Raw genomic sequence first — 17,335 nt, forward strand, 5'->3', positions numbered from 1 at the left:
CGGGAGGAAAACAAGTGAAGAAGGTCATGTCAGCGCTGGCTGTATCAGCTATGCTGATGTCCGCACTTCCAACGTCGGTTATGGATGCAGCTGCGAGAATCAGTATATATATTAATGATGCAGAGTTATCATCTGCTCAGGCACCTGTCATGAAAGGTGGACGCGTACTGGTTCCACTTCGGTCGATTTTTGAAGGATTGGATGCGAAGGTACAGTACACCAACAGAACCAAAACGATTGTTGCAACTCGCGACGATCAGGAAGTTACGTTGACACTCGGTTCCAAAACGGCATACATCAACGGGGAAGCGATCTCACTGGATGTACCTGCGAACACGATCAAGGGCAACACGATGGTTCCCATTCGTTTTGTCAGCGAAGCTTTTGGAGAGAAAGTGTTCTGGAATTCGCGTAATCAACGTGTAGATATCAAGACAACGGCAACGCCTCCAGTGGATGAGACACAATATGCTGCATGGAACATCTATGGTTCGGTATCCGGAAGTAACGGAGATGGTCGTGACCTGACGGTGAGCTTCACACGTCCAACTTCAGAGAGTGCAGTGTCTGCGTACCGGATTATGTTGGTGAAAACTCGTGATGTGAATAGCTTCACGGAGTCGTCAGCATCTGCTGTACCTTCTGCAAACTATACATCCGTAACACCAAATAATAGCAACCCGAAACTGACGCTCAATGCACAGACACGTGACGTGAATGGGGACTTACTCAATAGCAATGAAACGTATCGCCTGTATGTACTGACTGTTGGAAACAGCAACAATAATTATAAGAATGCATTGAAGTGGTCTTCCCAAACGTTGAAGCTCAATAATGTGAAATCCACAGTACAGGCGGTTACAGGCTTGCGCGCCACAGATATTAGCGACTATGGCGATGGACGTGATCTGGAGATTAACTTCACGCAACCAAGCACGACATCGAACATTACGTATTATCGTGCTTTTGTAGTCAAAGCGAAGGACTCTTCCGCATTCAATCTGGCTGCAGCGAACAAGGTGTCCAGTGCAAACTCCACGATCATTTACAAAGGCAACACTGCTGCGGTCAAGAGCCAGCTGACTTCTTCAACACGGGATACGTCAGGCGAATTGATTAAAAGTAACACAGCGTATGTTGTCTACATCCTGTCGGTAAGTACGAATGAAGCAACAACAGACAGCAAGTTGTCTGCAGCATCATCTTCACTTACGCTGTCCGTGAACACAGCAACGTCTCCAGTAATTACACAGGTTAGAGATAACTCGGATTATGGGGATGGTCGTGATATTCAAGTGAGTTTCAACCGTTCATCGGATGAGTCCAAGGTGGCGAACTACCGTGTCTTCGTGGTACGTAACTCGGTTGCCAGCAGCTTCAATTTGGCGACAGCAAGTAACCTGTCCTCCAGTCTGTACTATACGGTGAACAAAACAGGCAACAACATTACAACGACTTTGCCTTCATCCATGAAGGACACAAGTGGCTATAACGTAACGAATCTGCAAGATTATCGCATCTTCGTGATGGCTGTTGGCAATCAGCAAAATGGATACACCAATGCGCTGTCTGCTTCCTCCACTGTGCTGAGACTGACAACGAACGGTAACGCGGGAGTGATTAGCAACCTGGCTGTTGCGGATATCAGTGACTATGCTGATGGGCGTGATCTGCGTGTTTCTTTCAACAAAGCTGCGGATGAATCCAGAATCTCTGCATATCGAGTATATGTCGTTCGTTCCGCTAATGTGGGCAGCTTCACGCTGAGCGCAGCTAATGCGTCGAACAACTACACGCAGGTGAACAAAACGGGTGGTAACCTGTCAGTTACACTTCCGTCCAGTGCGGTTGATACGAATGGAAATCGGATCACCAATGGCGTTTCTTATCGTGTATTTGTTCTATCGTTAAGTAATAGCGGAAACTCCAGTCAGAACGCATTGTCTTCTTACTCTTCATTGATTACATTGTCGGCAAACGCAGCGGTAACCGCTCCGAGCAGTGTGGCTGCAACGGACATCGGTGATAATGGAGATGGACGTGATCTCCGTGTGACGTTCACCAAATCCGCAGATGAGACAAATGTGAATCATTATCGGATGTTTGTAGTGAAAAATGCAAATGCAGGAAGCTTCACTCTAAGCTCTGCGAATGCAGTAAATAGTGCGAATTATACGTATGTAAGTAGAACGGGTAATAATCAGACAATTACCTTATCTAATGGTTCGAGAACAGTGGATGGTGACTTGATTCGTAACGATATGGGCTATCGAGTGTATGTGATGGCTGTGAATAATAACGCGTCTTTAGCGAATGCAATATCGTCAGCCTCTGGTATAATCACATTGACTTCAAATGCAGCTGTAGCGGCGGCGAGCAATGTGAATGTAAAAGTCAAAGATCAAGGACAGTCTGGAACGCCTTCGGATGTAACAATAACCTTCAATAAGGCAACTAGCGAGACCAATATCTCCAATTACCGTATCTTGATTGTACCTGCTAACCAAGTGAGTGGATTTAATACAAGTTCTGCTCTTGGAATTAATTCCTTTGTTGAAATCAATAAGAACAATGCAGGCAGCCCGGTAGTACTAAATAGTGGACATCGAGATATTAATGGTAGTGTCCTTGTAGCGGGACAGAAATACAGCGTGTTTGTCTTGTCCGTTTCAGACAGTACATCACGTGCTTCCAATTTATCTGCTGCTTCCAATGAGTTTAATATCTTTGCACAAGTTACTGGGGTTCAAGCAGTAACCAATATGGATCTAAGAAATACAAGTTCAGTAACAGATGCAAGTTACAAGGTGTTATTTACTAAGCCAGTGATTGAAACGGGGATAGGTGAGTATCGACTGTTTATTGTCAAGGGATCAGACAGTTTAGACCTTTCCTCAGCAAGCTCAAACGGTAATTATAGAGCTATTAATGCTGGGGAACTCTCCGCAGGTGAAGTTAACTTGACTCTGGATACAAGAGATTCAACTGGAGCTAACATCGTGGCCGGAGGCGAATATAAAGCATATATTCTGTCAGTTGCCAGTAATACAACAACGCACACTCATGCCCTTTCTGCTCCATCGGGTACAGTTAAGCTGGATCTAGCCCAGCCCTGAGACTTAAACTCAATATTTGGTTTAAAGCAGAGAATTTATACAGTTACAGAGTTATAAATATTGTTATATAGTAATTTTATTGCATAGGAGACTCCCCTTCCATACGGAAAGGGAGTTTTCCTTTTTCCTAGCGTAATCACCTCACCTGCTTTATGAAAATCTTGTCGCCAAAAAGGTTCCTTAGACCATTGCTGGAATAGAACAACCCGATGGATAATGGAAGGAATAAGATAGAAGCCTATGAGCCGAAAGGAATGATGGAATGCTTGCATTTCGTTTGACGGGTCTGCCGGATTCCCGGTTGCCGCTATATCTGTATTGTGTGGGCACGCAGGAAGAGAAAGGTCTGCATAGACCGGATGGATTTCCGGTGTATCAGTTGTTTTTGTCACGCGGTGAAGGGCAGTTCAGGATTCCGGGAAAAGGAACATGGACCATGGGAGCCGGGCAATTATTCATCGTGGAACCCGGAGTGGCGCATGAGTATGTGCCGCATTCCAAAACAAGCGGTGAACTGGGCTACATCGGTATTGGCGGTGCATCAGCTAAATCGGTACTACAATCCACGGGTTTGCTTCAGATCGAGCCGTGCCATATCTCCGGTTTTGAAATCATCTGGTCACGAATGACCAATCTCTGGCACGCGCTGGATCAAGGAGCAACGGAGATGTGGAACACATCAACGCTGATCTACCAACTCATTCTGGATATAGCGCAATCTAAAAATCCCTCTGATGTTGTTAGCGTAGGTATTGGATCATCTACGGCGCAGGGCGAGACTATAACATACTCTAATCGAGAGTCTGATCCGGGCAAAGATGCACTCATCCGAGCAGTAGCATTGATGCATACACATTATCAGGACGATCTGTTATTGAAGCATGTAGCTGACGCGGTGGGTTACTCGGTGCAGCATCTCAATCGGTTATTTCATCAGCATTATGATGTCACAGGGCATCAATATATGCAGCGATTACGTTTGCAGAAGGCTTCGGAATGGCTGGATAAGCATCCAAGAGCCAGTGTAAGGGAGGCAGCAGAGACCGTAGGCATGGAAGTGAACTATTTCATCCGGATGTACAAGCGGGAATTTGGAGAGACGCCAGGCAAGGGGATCAAACATCGCAATCAACTCCAAATATAAAAAGGGACCCAAAAGGCCCCTTAATCGTCCATGTATCTTGTTATCCTGTTTTCTTTGTTCCAAAGAAAGGACGTAACGTTGCAAGTCCAATAACTCCGATCGCCGCGCTCACCCACGGAGCCAGTGCAAATACCGGAAGCTTATCACGCAATGGATACCCCACAAACAGCACGAGTACCACGATTACGATATAGATGATGATTCCCTTAAGGTTAACCCTAGGTACGGTGTTCTTGTCCGCTCCTTCATCATCCGGTCGCTCTGCAAGGCGGCGAAGCATCTCAACCAGAGCAATTCCGCCAACTGCCGCAACGATTAGAGAGAAAAGACTAATGTGTTGGAACGGTTCCGTATCTCCGCCAGTCCAACCCACAAACAATCCGGCACACCCCTGAATTAACATGACGAAAGACAAAGCCGCCCAAGCGATCATGGCATACCACTTCGGTGTCCGTTTCACTGGCTCTGGATTCTCAGTTGGCTGAGGTTCTGCAACGTTGGCTTTCTTTTTCGCTGAAGGGGATGGACTTGTAGCACGGGTTGGATCGGATTTACCCACCTCAACGGCATCCGTCTTCTCCGGTGCTGTATTTGTTACCCCGAGCTGTGCAAGGATGTCTTGCTCCAGATCAGGTCCATATAGCTCGCGAGCGGGCTTATTATCCTTCTGAGCCTGCACGATCGCTCTTCCTGCGGAGAGAATCCACTCTTCCTGTGTTCTCTCGTCAGCTGGCGCATGGCGCGCTATTGTGCTGATCTGGTCATACAGTTTTACATTTTCGGGTGTCATCCGACTCATCTCGGTTATTTGCCGATTCTGTATTTCTTTAAGCTTCTTGTAGGAAATCCCCAATGATTGCTCCCCCTGTCTACACACGTTCTGATCTCCCAATATATGAAGACCCTGACGGTATTTTAGTATACGGGAAGGGCTCTCGTTTCGCAAAGTCATTCCTTATAAAAAAGCTGCTCATGATGGACCCATATCCATACACAGGCCAGTATGACACAGGTGCATAACAGCACCAGTTTTCCGTGATGTTGAATCCATTCCAGTAGATGTCCCATGAATTCATTCCTTTCGGCAGAAGGATTCCGAGGCACATGCTGCCTATAATTGTTGGTTTATTTTTCCCGATTCATGTAAAAAAATACCCTCACATCTCCCAGTTCTAACGATTGTGTGAAGTATGCATAAAGAGCAGTCGATTCCATCACAATAGTAGCATTTCCAACAGAAATCCGAGATTGGAGTGTGCTTGTTATGGATAAACAAACAGATTTGACGCGGAAGCTGCTAATGAACAGCAACTCCCGTGGAGTGGTGGACGAGGTTGTATCCTTTGAGGAGAACCTGGAGGATACGGAGTATGCAGAAGAGCTGACAGATGGCAATCTGAGGGGAAGAAGTTTCTGGGATAACTGTGATTCCGCTCATGAACATGAATGGAATGGACGGGTGGAGACCCACGAGATGTTCCGTAGAAGCTACGAATAGCGATCCTTGACCCAAGCCGTTTGAAGTTCAGAAAATATCCGGGCCAGCTGTAACCAGCTTGGCTCATTTTTTTGCGCTCATCTACCGATAAAATGTAGACTGGCAGTAGAGTTATAAAGGGTTCTTGCTTACGTTGACTTGCAGGTTGCGGGATGATAATATATTACTATCATCTTAATACACACTAAACTTATCGGATTATATATATTTAATAAATAGAACATCGACAGGCTTCGTATGGAAAGGGGAAATCGGCATGGAACGTCAGATCAGTATCCGTCATGGACAGGAAGAATTAACAGCCACGATTCATTATCCGGTTGTGAAAGATATCAAGGAGGAGAAGAGTCAGCAGCGAGTACCTCTGGCCGTTATCTGCCACGGCTTCGTTGGTAGCCGGATCGGCGTGGATCGTCTGTTTGTAAAGACTGCACGGGAGCTTGCCGAAGACGGTTATCTGGTACTGCGCTTCGATTACATCGGTTGCGGAGAGAGCAGTGGTGAGTATGGAGCAGAGGGACTGGAGTCGATGGTGCTACAGACCCGCTCGGTGCTGGATTACGCGGTTAATTGCAGTGATGTAGATCCTACGCGCGTTACACTAATTGGTCATAGTCTGGGTGGTGCGGTTGCATTACTAACTGCTGTGCGCGACAAACGTGTCAAGAATCTGGTTATGTGGTCCTCTGTAGGTTATCCATTCAATGATATTGTGAAGATTACGGGGCGGGAAGTATACGATGAAGGCGTGAAACTGGGGGCGGCTGACTATCTCGGATACAAATTCACACCAACCTTCTTCGAGTCACTCGCTGAACAACAGCCATTCCAGGAAGCAGTTAAGTTTAATGGCGATGTTCTCGTCGTGCACGGCACGTCAGATGAGATTATCCCTGTAGACTACGCATTCCTGTATCAAAAGGTATTTTGGATGCGCCAGGAAGGCCGTTGCGACAAGGAGATCATCTTCCAGGGCGATCACACCTTCTCTTCAGGTAAAGAGCGGGAACAGCTGATTACGCGTACCAGAGAGTGGCTGGGTGAACGCCAGAAGATCGAACAGGATTGGCAGCACTGGATGATATAAATGGCAGGATTGCAACTGTTTGGGGATGTCAGCTTGGAAAAGCGCCTTCTTAGGGGTAAAATAGAGGAGTAAGCATTCTATCCGTGTCTGGAGGTTGGCAGCAATGACATTACCCGCACTTTTCATTGCGCATGGTTCTCCCGCTCTGGCGGTGGAGAGCAATGACTACACTCATTTTCTGAACCAGCTTGGAGACAGGCTGCCGGCTCCGAAAGCCATTGTCGTATTTACGGCGCATTGGGATTGTCCCGAACCGTCCGTGACGATGGATGATACACATCAGACCTTGCATGATTTTTACGGATTTCCCTCTACGATGTATACCATGGAATACCCTGCATCTGGGCAGCCAGATCTAGCGAATGAGATATGTGCTTTGTTCACTCGTAGCAATCTGGCGCATCAGCCGATTCGAGGTCGGGGCCTGGATCATGGCGTATGGGTACCGCTGCTACATATGTACCCCGAGGCTAACATCCCCGTGATCGCCGTATCTGTAGACTCGCTGCGTACGCCGCAGGAACAGTATGATATTGGTCGGATGCTGGAACAGCTGCGTCATGATGATGTGCTGATCATTGGCAGCGGTGGAACGGTTCACAATTTGCGATTGCTGGGCAATACGGATGAGCCGCAAGAGTGGGCAGTGGAATTTGATAATTGGATCGGGGAGCGCTTGGAGCAGTGGAACACGAGAGAGCTGTTTCAATATGAGAAAAAAGCCCCTCACGCACGCACGGCAGTTCCGTCTTATGGTACAGAACACCTGGCGCCTTTGTTCTACGCTATGGGGACAGCGGACATGTCCCGATCAGCGAAGCGTCTATTCCAGTCTTATCCTTACGGAACGCTCAGTTTGAACTGCTGGCAGTTTGGAGACGGCGTGTAACTTGGAACAGACAAGAACAAGACTAGACCTATGAATATAAATAAGCAAAAAGGTTCCTACAGTCAGTTAGTTGACGGCGTGGAACCTTTTTTTTTGTGTTCAGGGTATCACAGCGTTGAAATATATAAAGTACAGCCTTTAGCCTAACTTATAAGACTATTTGCGAATTTCGAACAACTCACATTCAGTACGTGAGTGATAGGCGAGTTCACTGACACTGGACTGAACAACAACGGTTTTCTCATCAAATCGGATGATAATACCTCCAGAGTCAATCTGATGGTTATCTTTGAATACCCGAATTTTATGTTTTGAGGTCATGGCTTCCTGGAAATCGGCGTCAGTTTCGAGACGGCGCTGCGTAGGCATAGAGATACTCCTTTGTTCTGTTGGACTTTATACCATCATAATATGGGATTCTACAGGTGAGCAAGTATATGCAGCTGGATATGAGCAGCTTGCGTTGTAACGCTTTGGAAAATTAGAGTTATATTTGTGATTTATATCATTGAAAATGTAAAAATGTGCAAAAAAATAAAGTCTGGATAGCTAAAGATTTGCTATATTATTTTCCTGATCTATAAAGTAAACTAAGCGTAATCATGTTATACGCTACGGAAAAATCGCATGCTGACGGGGATGGTAGGCTGTTCTGAAAATGCAAGCTCATCAGAACCATGCAACAGAGGAGCGAGAAGTTTTTGCTTCAGGTCGCTAGGCATCAGAGTACATACATCATTTTACTGCTTGGCGGAGCTACATTTAGCATGAGGAACAAATGAGAATAAAGGGGAGATATTGGCGTGATTTATTATACCGGTCGTGCCTTTTGGAAGATCGCACTGGTCTTTGTGTTAGTGTTTACTGCATTATCGGCAGGGTGGGGAACAACGAAGTCAGCGCACGCGCAGGAGTGGTATGAAAAGTATGTAGGGGAGATACAGCTATTTCCTTATGAATTTGTGCCGAGTGGTTGGGAGTTCGCGGCTGGACAAAAGATGAATATTCAGAACAATGTTGCTTTGTTTTCTTTGCTTGGTACGAATTATGGTGGCGATGGTCGATCCGACTTTGCGTTGCCGGATCTCACATCACTTCCTACACCTGACGGTATGGGGTATTACATAGCTACTAATGGGGTATTTCCCGCACGCGAAAATGGCGGGACTGCCATGGGGCATGCAGGTGAAGTGCGCATCTTCCCGTATACTTATTCGCCTGATGGCTGGCTCAAGCTGGATGGGAGTACATATGATGCGCAGAGTTATCCGCAGCTGTACTCCGTTATTAGTGATGTGTTTGGATCTCAGGATGGTCAAAAATTCACTTTACCCAGTATCAGTGCACCGCTGCCAAACCAACCATTATACTTTGCTGTTGCGGCAAGACCGATGGGTGGTCAGAATGGAACGGATATCAGGAATCAAAATAGTGCAGTTTTACTAGGACAGACCATACCATTCCTTGTTCCGATGCAAACCAACTGGAGTGCTAGCGATGGAAGATTACTTAATTTGTGGAGTTACACAGCTCTGTTTTCACTCTTGGGAGAGAAGTTTGGTGGTAATGGGATCAATAATTTTGCTATACCGGATTTAAGAAATAATCCTTACAATTTTCAATACTATACTGTGGATGATATAGGACTATACCCTTCTCGTGGTGATGGAGGCGGGGTACCGTCCGCAGTGGCAGGAACAAGTACGATTTATACCGTAGCCACTGGACAGTCGTTACGTATTTACAGTTCGGATTTGATGGGTAATGTGCCTGGTAGTGCGAATGCCAAGGGAGTTTCCTTGCGAACTCAACCGCAGCGTGGAACGGTTACACAAGACAGTAACGGTTTTATTTATCAGGCTCCAAACGTCTATTTCGGTAATGATAGCTTCACAGTGAGGACATACAACGATAATGGATTTGCTACGGGCTATTCGACAGTTCAAATCAAGGTAGAGCAACCTCTGCCACCTGTAGTAACCGGTGTTAGCGATGGGGGAATTTACAATCGTACGGTCAATCCCGTATTTACCTCTGGCACGGCGACCCTGAATGGTCATCCGTTTACGAGCGGAACAGCGGTTACTGCGGAAGGTAGCTATATGTTAGTTGCAATGAACAGATACGGTTCGACGCAGGTTCAATTTAGGATTGATCTTACACCGCCAACCGTAATTGGAGTAACGAATAGTGGGCGTTATACTGTGCCGCCGACGATTACGTTTAGTGATGGAACAGCTACGCTGAATGGTGCACCATTTGCGTACGGAGGTCAGGTTAATCAGGAAGGTAATTATACGCTGATCGTCACTGACTCGGCTAATAATAAGCAAACGATCACATTCAGCTACTATGCACCACGTCAGCTTCTGTTCGATAGCAGCGGCGGAACGAGCGTAGCCACACAAAATCTCTATTATGGCGATCATGGCGATGAGCCAACCGCTCCGACACGGACTGGTTATACGTTTACCGGTTGGTATAGCGATGCGGCGCGCACGCAGCCATTCGATTTTACGAATACGGCAATTATGACGAATACACAGCTGTATGCAGGCTGGAGTATCAATCAGTATTCCGTCAGCTTTAATAGCGGCGGAGGTACAGTTGTATCAGATGTGCCGGTTACGTACGGCTTCACGATTAGTGCACCAACGGCGCCAACACGTACAGGGTACAGATTTACTAGCTGGTATAGTGATGCGGCACAAACGCAGCTCTTCGATTTTGCGAATACACCGATCACGACAAATACACAGCTGTATGCGGGCTGGAATATCAATCGGTACACCGTCAGCTTTGATAGTAACGGAGGTACAGCGGTAGCGAATCGTCAGATCGACTACGGTACGCTCATGAGTGAGCCAACGGCTCCAACGCTAACGGGATATACATTTGGTGGTTGGTACACAGATGTGGCTCATACACAGCGCTTTGAATTTGTAAGTATGCCAATAACGGTGGATACACAGCTCTATGCAAGCTGGACGCTCCAATCGTATACCGTCACGTTCGACGTATATCAGGGAGATCATGCTAATGTGCCTGATCAGACGATAGAGTACGGTACACTGATTACGCGACCTACAGATCCGGTACGTACGGGTTATACGTTTACCAATTGGTACGCAGATGCAGCACATACGCAGCCATTTGACTTCCAGACGATAATTACTGACTCGGTTACATTGTATGCAGGTTGGGGGACCAATCAATATACAGCCAGCTTTGATAGTAATGGTGGTACTGTGGTGAGTGAGCAATTGCTCGACTATGGTAATCCGGTGCAGGAGCCACAGCAACCGAGCCGAACGGGGTATACCTTTGCCGGTTGGTATAGTGATGCTAGCTTACAGCAACGTTTCGATTTTACGACATCGTCTATTCAGGATCATGTTCAGCTATATGCAGGCTGGGAACGCATTCTCTATACAGTTAGCTTTGATACGACCGGAGGCTCGGATATACCTGATATGAGTATCGGATATGGTGATCAGTTAACCTTAATAAATGAGCCAACTTCGGATACGGAAGGTCAAGTCTTTGCCGGCTGGTTTGCAGATTCACAGCTCACGGTTAAGTTTGATTTTAGTCAGCCGATTGAGTCGGATGTAACTTTGTATGCCAAATGGGCAGTTCAAGTACAGCAGATTACATTTGATACGGATGAAGGCACTACAATTGCTCCACAGACAGTTGCTTATGGCGACCTTCTGTCTCGTCCAACCGATCCAGAGCGCACAGGTTATGCGTTTGCTGGCTGGTTTACCGATTCGGGGCAGCCATTCGATTTTGCAGCAACTACAGTAGTGGCAGATATGACGTTGTATGCGAAATGGAATATAGCCGTGCGAACCGTCACCTTTAATACGGATGGTGGAACGACAATACAGGCTATTGAAGTAAATAACGGAGAGATGTTATCTCGTCCAAGCGATCCGGTGCGAACTGGGTATACGTTTACGGGATGGTACTCGGATATCGCACGCAGTCAGCTGTTTGATTTTGCAATAGCAACCGTAAATGCGGATATGACGTTATATGCGGGGTGGACGCTACCATCACCAGGCGGTGGTAACTCCGGAAACAATGGAAACACAGGGAACAGTGGCGGTAGTGTAGATAGTGGAAGCAACGAAAGTGGAGGAGGTTCCAACTCCAATTCTAGTCCGATCTCAAGTGGTAGTCCTTCTAATGATAACAATGTTACGCAGGCAAGCGTGTCCATTCCTGCAGGGCAAGCTGGCGAGCTTCGGCTAGGCACAGGGGTGCTCCTTGAAGTTCCAGCTGGTGCTTCGGATCAGCCATTAGAAATTAAAGCCATTGTGGTAGACATACCGGTTACTGGTTTAGCAAGTAATCAACGTGTTGTGAGTCAGGTGGTGGAGTTTACCAAAAATACGCAGGGTAATTTTAAGATTCCAGTGAAGTTAACGCTGACCTTTGACCCTACTTCACTTCGAAGCAATGAGAAACTTGCGGTCTTGTACCAGCAAGAGCCGAACACCCCATGGACAATGGTTGAAGACGGCAAAGTTGACGGCAATTCAATCCGCGTAGATGTGAATCACTTTACACGTTTTGCTGTGATGGCAGTTCCGGCAACAATAGCTGTTCCTGTAGCAGCCAATTTTAGCGATATTGAAGGTCACTGGGCAGCTGACAGTATTCGTGAAGCGGCTGGGCTTGGTATTGTCAAAGGCTATGCTGATGGTACGTTCCATCCAGGAGCGCAAGTTACACGAGCAGAATTTACAGCCATGCTTGTTCGAATGCTGAAGCCGGTATCTGATCATGAAGATGTTATTTCAACAATGCCTGCTTTCGTGGATGCAGCCCAGATTGGGACGTGGGGGATCAAAGAGATCGCACAGGCAAGCGCGCTGGGGTGGATTCAAGGCAATGAGGATGGAACCTTGCGTCCAAACGCTCCAATCACACGTGCGGAGATGGCAGTTATGGTCAGCCGTGCGCTGACACTGACTGATGTTGCGACCGAATCTTCCTTTACTGATACAGCCAGCATCCCTATATGGGCAAGTCAGCCAGCAGCTCACATGCAGCAGTCGGGTCTGATGAAAGGTCGTGCCAATGGAGCATTTGATTCTTCGGCGCTGACAACCCGTGCGGAAGCAACAGAGGTATTGATGAGAGCACGAGTAAAGTAATTGTGATGTAATGGTGGAAGCAACAGGCAATCACTCCAAACATGGAATCCACACGAGTGGAAACGGTGCAAGTTTTGATGATGTACTCCAACATAATTGAACCCGATCCGGGATTAGTCTCTCTTGCCGTTTTACGATGTCATATCGCAAAACGGCTTTTTTTCATTTTTCATCGTAGTTACTACTCGAGACGAGTATAGTTCATAGATTATTCAGACATAAAAAGCCCTGCTCTCCGGGGGATGGAGAGCAGGGCTGAAAATTTGATGAATGATTGCTATTGCTTAAGCTGTTTTTTGAGTCGGGCTAATCGTTGGTGTGTCTTTAGGATGATTCCCTTTGTTGCGAGTGATCAATCCGCGAAGGTAAGGCAGTACCCAGTGATCCAGACCGATTTTACCAGCATTTGCACCAGCAACAACCAGGAAGATTTGCATCAGAACCAGTTGAGCGTTCGTGCTTACTGTACCCGAGAAGAGGAACGCGAAGTTCATCACGAGAGCCATCAGTGCAGCCAGTGTTGTGAAGCATCCGAGTAAGAGTCCTACACCTACAAGGAATTCACCGAGCGGGATGATGAAGTCGAACAATCCTGCGTTTGGTACAGCGAATTTCTCAAGGAATGTTCCCCACCATGCTTGAACTGTAGGGTTTTCACCCGTTGCTTTGCCGACTGCCCCAGCGAGGAACCCGCCTGCTTGGAATCCGCCGGTCAATTTGCTCCATCCGTGAGTCATCCAATCGTAACCGATATACACCCGAAGTACTGTCAAAATCCACATTGCTACTTTGTTTTCTCTAAGCCATTGGTTGAAGCTGAACATATGAACCACTCCTTCATGGAATTTAGTGTGTGTTGTTTTTGTTTTTCTAAGTGATCACCTTTGATGTCTTTATTGTATAGTTCAAAAGTCGTTTTGTTTGTGATTAAAATCACAATCTAGTTCAAATTTTAAGTAAGGTTTGAGAAGTTCACATTTAGGACATATTTTTCTGACGATATGCTGTTTCAAATGTGAATTTCAGGCTGTATCAAGGCCTCCTGGGCGGAGACAAATCAGATGGTGTGTGATTAAATGGAAAGAAATACGTGAAATGGTTGCCTACATGAGACATATATCACAACTTAGAACCAGGCCATATCGTTCAGGAGGTCCTATATTGAAGCTTTTTAAATGGAACAAAGCTGCATCAGCTGCATCCCTGTGTATTCTCGCATTGAGTCTAGTTGCCTGCCAAAACCAGGAGGTGGCCCAGATGCCACTTCAGCCAGAACCGACCCCAGCACCTGTGCAAGAAGAACAGAATGTGGAGGAGCCAAGCACGTCTCTTTACACAGCACCACTGACAGGTCTTCCTGTAGATGAAGCGATTACGCGTCGACCACTCGCCGTGATGATTAATAATGCTCCAGCAGCTCGGCCCCAATCGGGTCTGAGTTCAGCCGATATCATTTTGGAAGTCCTCGCAGAGGGAGGTATTACCCGTTTTATAGCCATCTTCCAGAGTGAAGGCGCTGCTGAGACGGTCGGACCCGTACGCAGCATACGTCCATACCTGATTGAGCTGGGCGAAAGTTATGATGGTGTACTTGTTCATGCCGGAGGTAGTCCGGAGGCTTATTCCATTTTGCAAAGGCAGCAGAAACAGCATATGGATGAAATATCGAATGGCGGGCCTTATTTCTGGCGTTCCTCGGATCGTAAAGCTCCACATAATCTGTACACTTCAGCGGACAAGCTGAGAGAAGGGGCAGATATCAAGGGATACAGTCATGACTTCAAATCTCCGGTATACATCTATAACGAAGACGGTGCGACATCAGCAGGAGAGACGGTGAAGCAATTTGATATCCATTATTTATTGGATAGTTACCGGGTGACGTATGATTATGATGAAGTTAGCGGACGATATATGAGAATGGTGAATGGCAAGGCAGATCAGGATCTGGATAACGGGAATCCGCTTGGTGCAGCGAATATCATTGTTGCAGGTGCAGATCACAAAGTGCTCGATAGTGTAGGCCGGTTGTCCGTTAATTTGGATCAGGGCGGGGAAGCCATGCTGTTTCAGAAGGGCAAGATGATTCGTGGACAATGGGTGAAGAAGCAGGGGGATATCATCCGTTTTATTCGGGACGGCAGTGAAGTGGCTCTTGTACCTGGCAAAACTTTTATCAGCATTGTTCCAAATCAACCGGAATTTGCGAGTCATGTCAAGCTGGCTGTTCAATAAAGTTGTATGCAATGAAAGAAAGCGATGAAACAAGTATGCATTTTGTCGCCCTAAAGACATGATATTATACATTTGCGTGAAAAGCAGAACAGTGTCGAATCTGAATTCTCATGTCGAATTGTAAACGCAGTGTAAAATCTCGACTTGAATTTGCCATTATTCCAAATAATTAAGATTCATTTCAGATTAATGTGATAAGAATATAAAAAAGGATCACACCTTTTGTACAAACCATGAAACAAATATGATAAGATATCAAAGGTTGTCATTTCATGTTTCATCGGTTATCGGCAATTTTTTCCGTAAAGGGGATAGGGCTATGAAGCTTAAGAAGAAGAAGGATATATTTTTTGAGACACTGGAGAACATGGCAGATACGGTTGTTCAAGCGGCAGATTATTTCTCCCAGCATGTTTCCAACCTTCAGGATGTGACTCTTTTTGCCAATGAAATGAAGAAGTACGAGTCCCAATGTGATGACTATGTTCACACAATCATTACGGAACTCAACAAAACGTTTATCACGCCGATCGAACGCGATGATATTATGGAGCTGACAACAACACTTGATGACGTATTGGATGGACTTGAAGCAACGGCTTCCCGTTTCTATATGTACCAACTGACGGATCCTGACGAATATATCGTGCAATTTGCTGAAATTTTGCGCCAATCGGCTTACGAAATTCAGAAGGCCATTCATTTGCTGTCTCAGAAAAAATTGCTGGCGATTCGCGAGTACACGATTCGATTGAACGATCTGGAAAATCAGGGTGATGAAGTATTGCGCATGTGTATCAAGAACCTTTTCGCTACCGTTCCTGATCCGATTGAATTGATCAAACGTAAAGAAATTTACGAACGTCTTGAGACAACAACGGATGCTTGTGAACACGTAGCAAATGTGCTCGAATCCATCATCATGCGTAATTCTTAAGGAGCCAGAGAATAATGGAAACAACGATTTGGGTATTAGGTATAGTCGTCTTCCTTGCACTGGCGTTTGACTTCATCAACGGTTTTCACGACACGGCCAATGCCATTGCCACTTCAGTATCGACACGGGCTCTGACGCCACGTCGCGCGATTCTTTTGGCAGCGGTAATGAACTTTGTCGGTGCGATGATGTTTACAGGCGTTGCGAAGACGATTGGGGGGAGTGTAACCGACCCCACCACGCTGGATAACGGGATCGAGGTCGTCATAGTCACCTTGATCGCTGCGATTATCTGGAACCTGGTTACATGGTGGTTTGGTATTCCGTCTTCTTCATCACACGCACTGATCGGGGCCCTTGCAGGTGCCGTGCTCGTTGGCGCTGGTTCTGACAAAGTGAAGTGGAGCGGGTTCATTGATATTGTCGGAGGTTTGCTATTATCACCTCTAATCGCATTTGCCATCGGTTATGTGGTCATGACGATTCTCAAATACATTTTTGCCAAACGCAGTCCGCATAACGTGAATAAAGGTTTCCGTACAGTACAGATTTTCACGGCAGCACTGCAAGCTTTCACACATGGTACGAATGATGCACAGAAAGCGATGGGTATTATTACGTTTGCTTTGGTAGCAGCAGGTGTACAAGATCATCTGGAAGTGCCGCTGTGGGTTAAAATCTCAGCAGCAACCGCGATGGCTCTGGGTACATCCATTGGTGGTTGGAAAATCATCAAAACAATGGGTACCAAAATCTTTAAAATTGAACCGATTAACGGATTCGCCGCCGATCTGTCAGCTGCTTCCGTTATTTTCACAGCAACGTTGCTTCACCTTCCAGTTAGTACAACGCACGCGATCACATCAGCTATTCTGGGTGTGGGTTCCGCGAAACGTTTCTCTGCTGTAAAATGGGGACTTGCTGGACGTATCATTATTACGTGGTTCATTACGATTCCAATTACTGCTGGACTTGCAGGATTGCTGTACTGGATTATTTTCTAAAAAGAGAAGTTATCCCGAACAAATTCGGGGTTACCAGACAAACTGTTCATAACTGTGTGAATATCGGGATATGTGGACAATTATACAACCAAAATCAAGAGACGCCTGTGCATGAACGTGTGGACAGGCTGGATATGTGGATAGCCATCCGTGGAATGATAAACCAAAAGAAGATATTCCTGTGGATACAGGGAACTGTGGATAGGGAAATGAGAGAAGCCAACAGGGTTGGCTTTTTTTGTTGTCGAGTTTGAATG

General features: G+C 46.3%; 12 protein-coding genes. 9 read left to right on the top strand and 3 right to left on the bottom strand.

Annotated features, from left to right (window positions below; all coding sequences use genetic code 11):
• Nucleotides 1-14: 14 nt before the first annotated feature.
• Nucleotides 15-3,116: a copper amine oxidase N-terminal domain-containing protein gene (locus tag PAHA3_RS18480; protein WP_167350914.1), complete on the top strand. Its 3,102-nt coding sequence runs from the start codon at nucleotides 15-17 to the stop codon at nucleotides 3,114-3,116.
• Nucleotides 3,117-3,378: 262 nt separating this feature from the next.
• Nucleotides 3,379-4,260 (top strand): AraC family transcriptional regulator, encoded by an 882-nt coding sequence (locus PAHA3_RS18485; RefSeq protein ID WP_062836223.1) that lies wholly within the window; start codon nucleotides 3,379-3,381, stop codon nucleotides 4,258-4,260.
• A 40-nt stretch (nucleotides 4,261-4,300) separates the two neighbouring features.
• Here the strand turns inward: PAHA3_RS18485 and PAHA3_RS18490 are convergent, their stop codons facing one another.
• Entirely contained in the window at nucleotides 4,301-5,113 is an 813-nt protein-coding gene (locus PAHA3_RS18490) for a DUF1129 family protein (protein WP_062836224.1), read from the bottom strand.
• Between the two features lie 411 nt (nucleotides 5,114-5,524).
• On the opposite strand from PAHA3_RS18490, the gene PAHA3_RS18495 reads away from it, so the two are divergent.
• The 3 genes from PAHA3_RS18495 (at nucleotide 5,525) to PAHA3_RS18505 (ending at nucleotide 7,734) form a co-directional block, all read left to right on the top strand.
• Complete coding sequence (locus PAHA3_RS18495) at nucleotides 5,525-5,758, top strand: hypothetical protein (RefSeq protein ID WP_062836225.1); 234 nt, start codon at nucleotides 5,525-5,527, stop codon at nucleotides 5,756-5,758.
• Nucleotides 5,759-6,014: 256 nt separating this feature from the next.
• Nucleotides 6,015-6,845, top strand: a complete 831-nt coding sequence (locus PAHA3_RS18500) for an alpha/beta hydrolase (protein WP_062836226.1) — start codon at nucleotides 6,015-6,017, stop codon at nucleotides 6,843-6,845.
• Nucleotides 6,846-6,948: 103 nt separating this feature from the next.
• The gene (locus tag PAHA3_RS18505; protein WP_062836227.1) at nucleotides 6,949-7,734 is read left to right on the top strand and encodes a DODA-type extradiol aromatic ring-opening family dioxygenase; all 786 of its coding nucleotides are present in this window, start codon (nucleotides 6,949-6,951) and stop codon (nucleotides 7,732-7,734) included.
• Between the two features lie 156 nt (nucleotides 7,735-7,890).
• Here the strand turns inward: PAHA3_RS18505 and PAHA3_RS18510 are convergent, their stop codons facing one another.
• On the bottom strand, nucleotides 7,891-8,103 hold the full coding sequence (locus PAHA3_RS18510) for a hypothetical protein (protein ID WP_062836228.1): 213 nt from the start codon (nucleotides 8,101-8,103) through the stop codon (nucleotides 7,891-7,893).
• Between the two features lie 434 nt (nucleotides 8,104-8,537).
• On the opposite strand from PAHA3_RS18510, the gene PAHA3_RS30735 reads away from it, so the two are divergent.
• Entirely contained in the window at nucleotides 8,538-12,902 is a 4,365-nt protein-coding gene (locus PAHA3_RS30735) for an InlB B-repeat-containing protein (protein ID WP_062836229.1), read from the top strand.
• 284 nt (nucleotides 12,903-13,186) lie between these two features.
• Here the strand turns inward: PAHA3_RS30735 and PAHA3_RS18520 are convergent, their stop codons facing one another.
• A complete protein-coding gene (locus PAHA3_RS18520) occupies nucleotides 13,187-13,726 on the bottom strand; it encodes a DoxX family protein (RefSeq protein WP_062836230.1) in 540 nt (179 codons plus the stop codon).
• 337 nt (nucleotides 13,727-14,063) lie between these two features.
• Between PAHA3_RS18520 and PAHA3_RS18525 the strand changes: the two genes are divergently transcribed.
• From PAHA3_RS18525 to PAHA3_RS18535, 3 genes are all read left to right on the top strand, one after another.
• A complete protein-coding gene (locus PAHA3_RS18525; RefSeq protein WP_082762891.1) occupies nucleotides 14,064-15,137 on the top strand; it encodes a DUF3048 domain-containing protein in 1,074 nt (357 codons plus the stop codon).
• A gap of 319 nt (nucleotides 15,138-15,456) precedes the next feature.
• Nucleotides 15,457-16,074, top strand: coding sequence for a DUF47 domain-containing protein (locus PAHA3_RS18530; protein ID WP_062836231.1), 618 nt, complete (start codon nucleotides 15,457-15,459; stop codon nucleotides 16,072-16,074).
• A 14-nt stretch (nucleotides 16,075-16,088) separates the two neighbouring features.
• Nucleotides 16,089-17,078, top strand: a complete 990-nt coding sequence (locus PAHA3_RS18535; protein ID WP_062836232.1) for an inorganic phosphate transporter — start codon at nucleotides 16,089-16,091, stop codon at nucleotides 17,076-17,078.
• Nucleotides 17,079-17,335 lie beyond the last annotated feature (257 nt).

Origin of the sequence: Paenibacillus amylolyticus (genome assembly GCF_001570725.1) — a bacterium.
In the GTDB taxonomy this organism is placed as follows: Bacteria; Bacillota; Bacilli; order Paenibacillales; family Paenibacillaceae; genus Paenibacillus; species Paenibacillus amylolyticus_A.

Bases quoted from the DNA above. Each gene is read 5' to 3' on its own strand.
- PAHA3_RS18485 (WP_062836223.1), top strand. From the start codon at position 3,379: ATGCTTGCATTTCGTTTGACGGGTCTGCCGGATTCCCGGTTGCCGCTA.
- PAHA3_RS18495 (WP_062836225.1), top strand. From the start codon at position 5,525: ATGGATAAACAAACAGATTTGACGCGGAAGCTGCTAATGAACAGCAAC.
- PAHA3_RS18500 (WP_062836226.1), top strand. From the start codon at position 6,015: ATGGAACGTCAGATCAGTATCCGTCATGGACAGGAAGAATTAACAGCC.
- PAHA3_RS18505 (WP_062836227.1), top strand. From the start codon at position 6,949: ATGACATTACCCGCACTTTTCATTGCGCATGGTTCTCCCGCTCTGGCG.
- PAHA3_RS18510 (WP_062836228.1), bottom strand. From the start codon at position 8,103: ATGCCTACGCAGCGCCGTCTCGAAACTGACGCCGATTTCCAGGAAGCC.
- PAHA3_RS18520 (WP_062836230.1), bottom strand. From the start codon at position 13,726: ATGTTCAGCTTCAACCAATGGCTTAGAGAAAACAAAGTAGCAATGTGG.
- PAHA3_RS18530 (WP_062836231.1), top strand. From the start codon at position 15,457: ATGAAGCTTAAGAAGAAGAAGGATATATTTTTTGAGACACTGGAGAAC.
- PAHA3_RS18535 (WP_062836232.1), top strand. From the start codon at position 16,089: ATGGAAACAACGATTTGGGTATTAGGTATAGTCGTCTTCCTTGCACTG.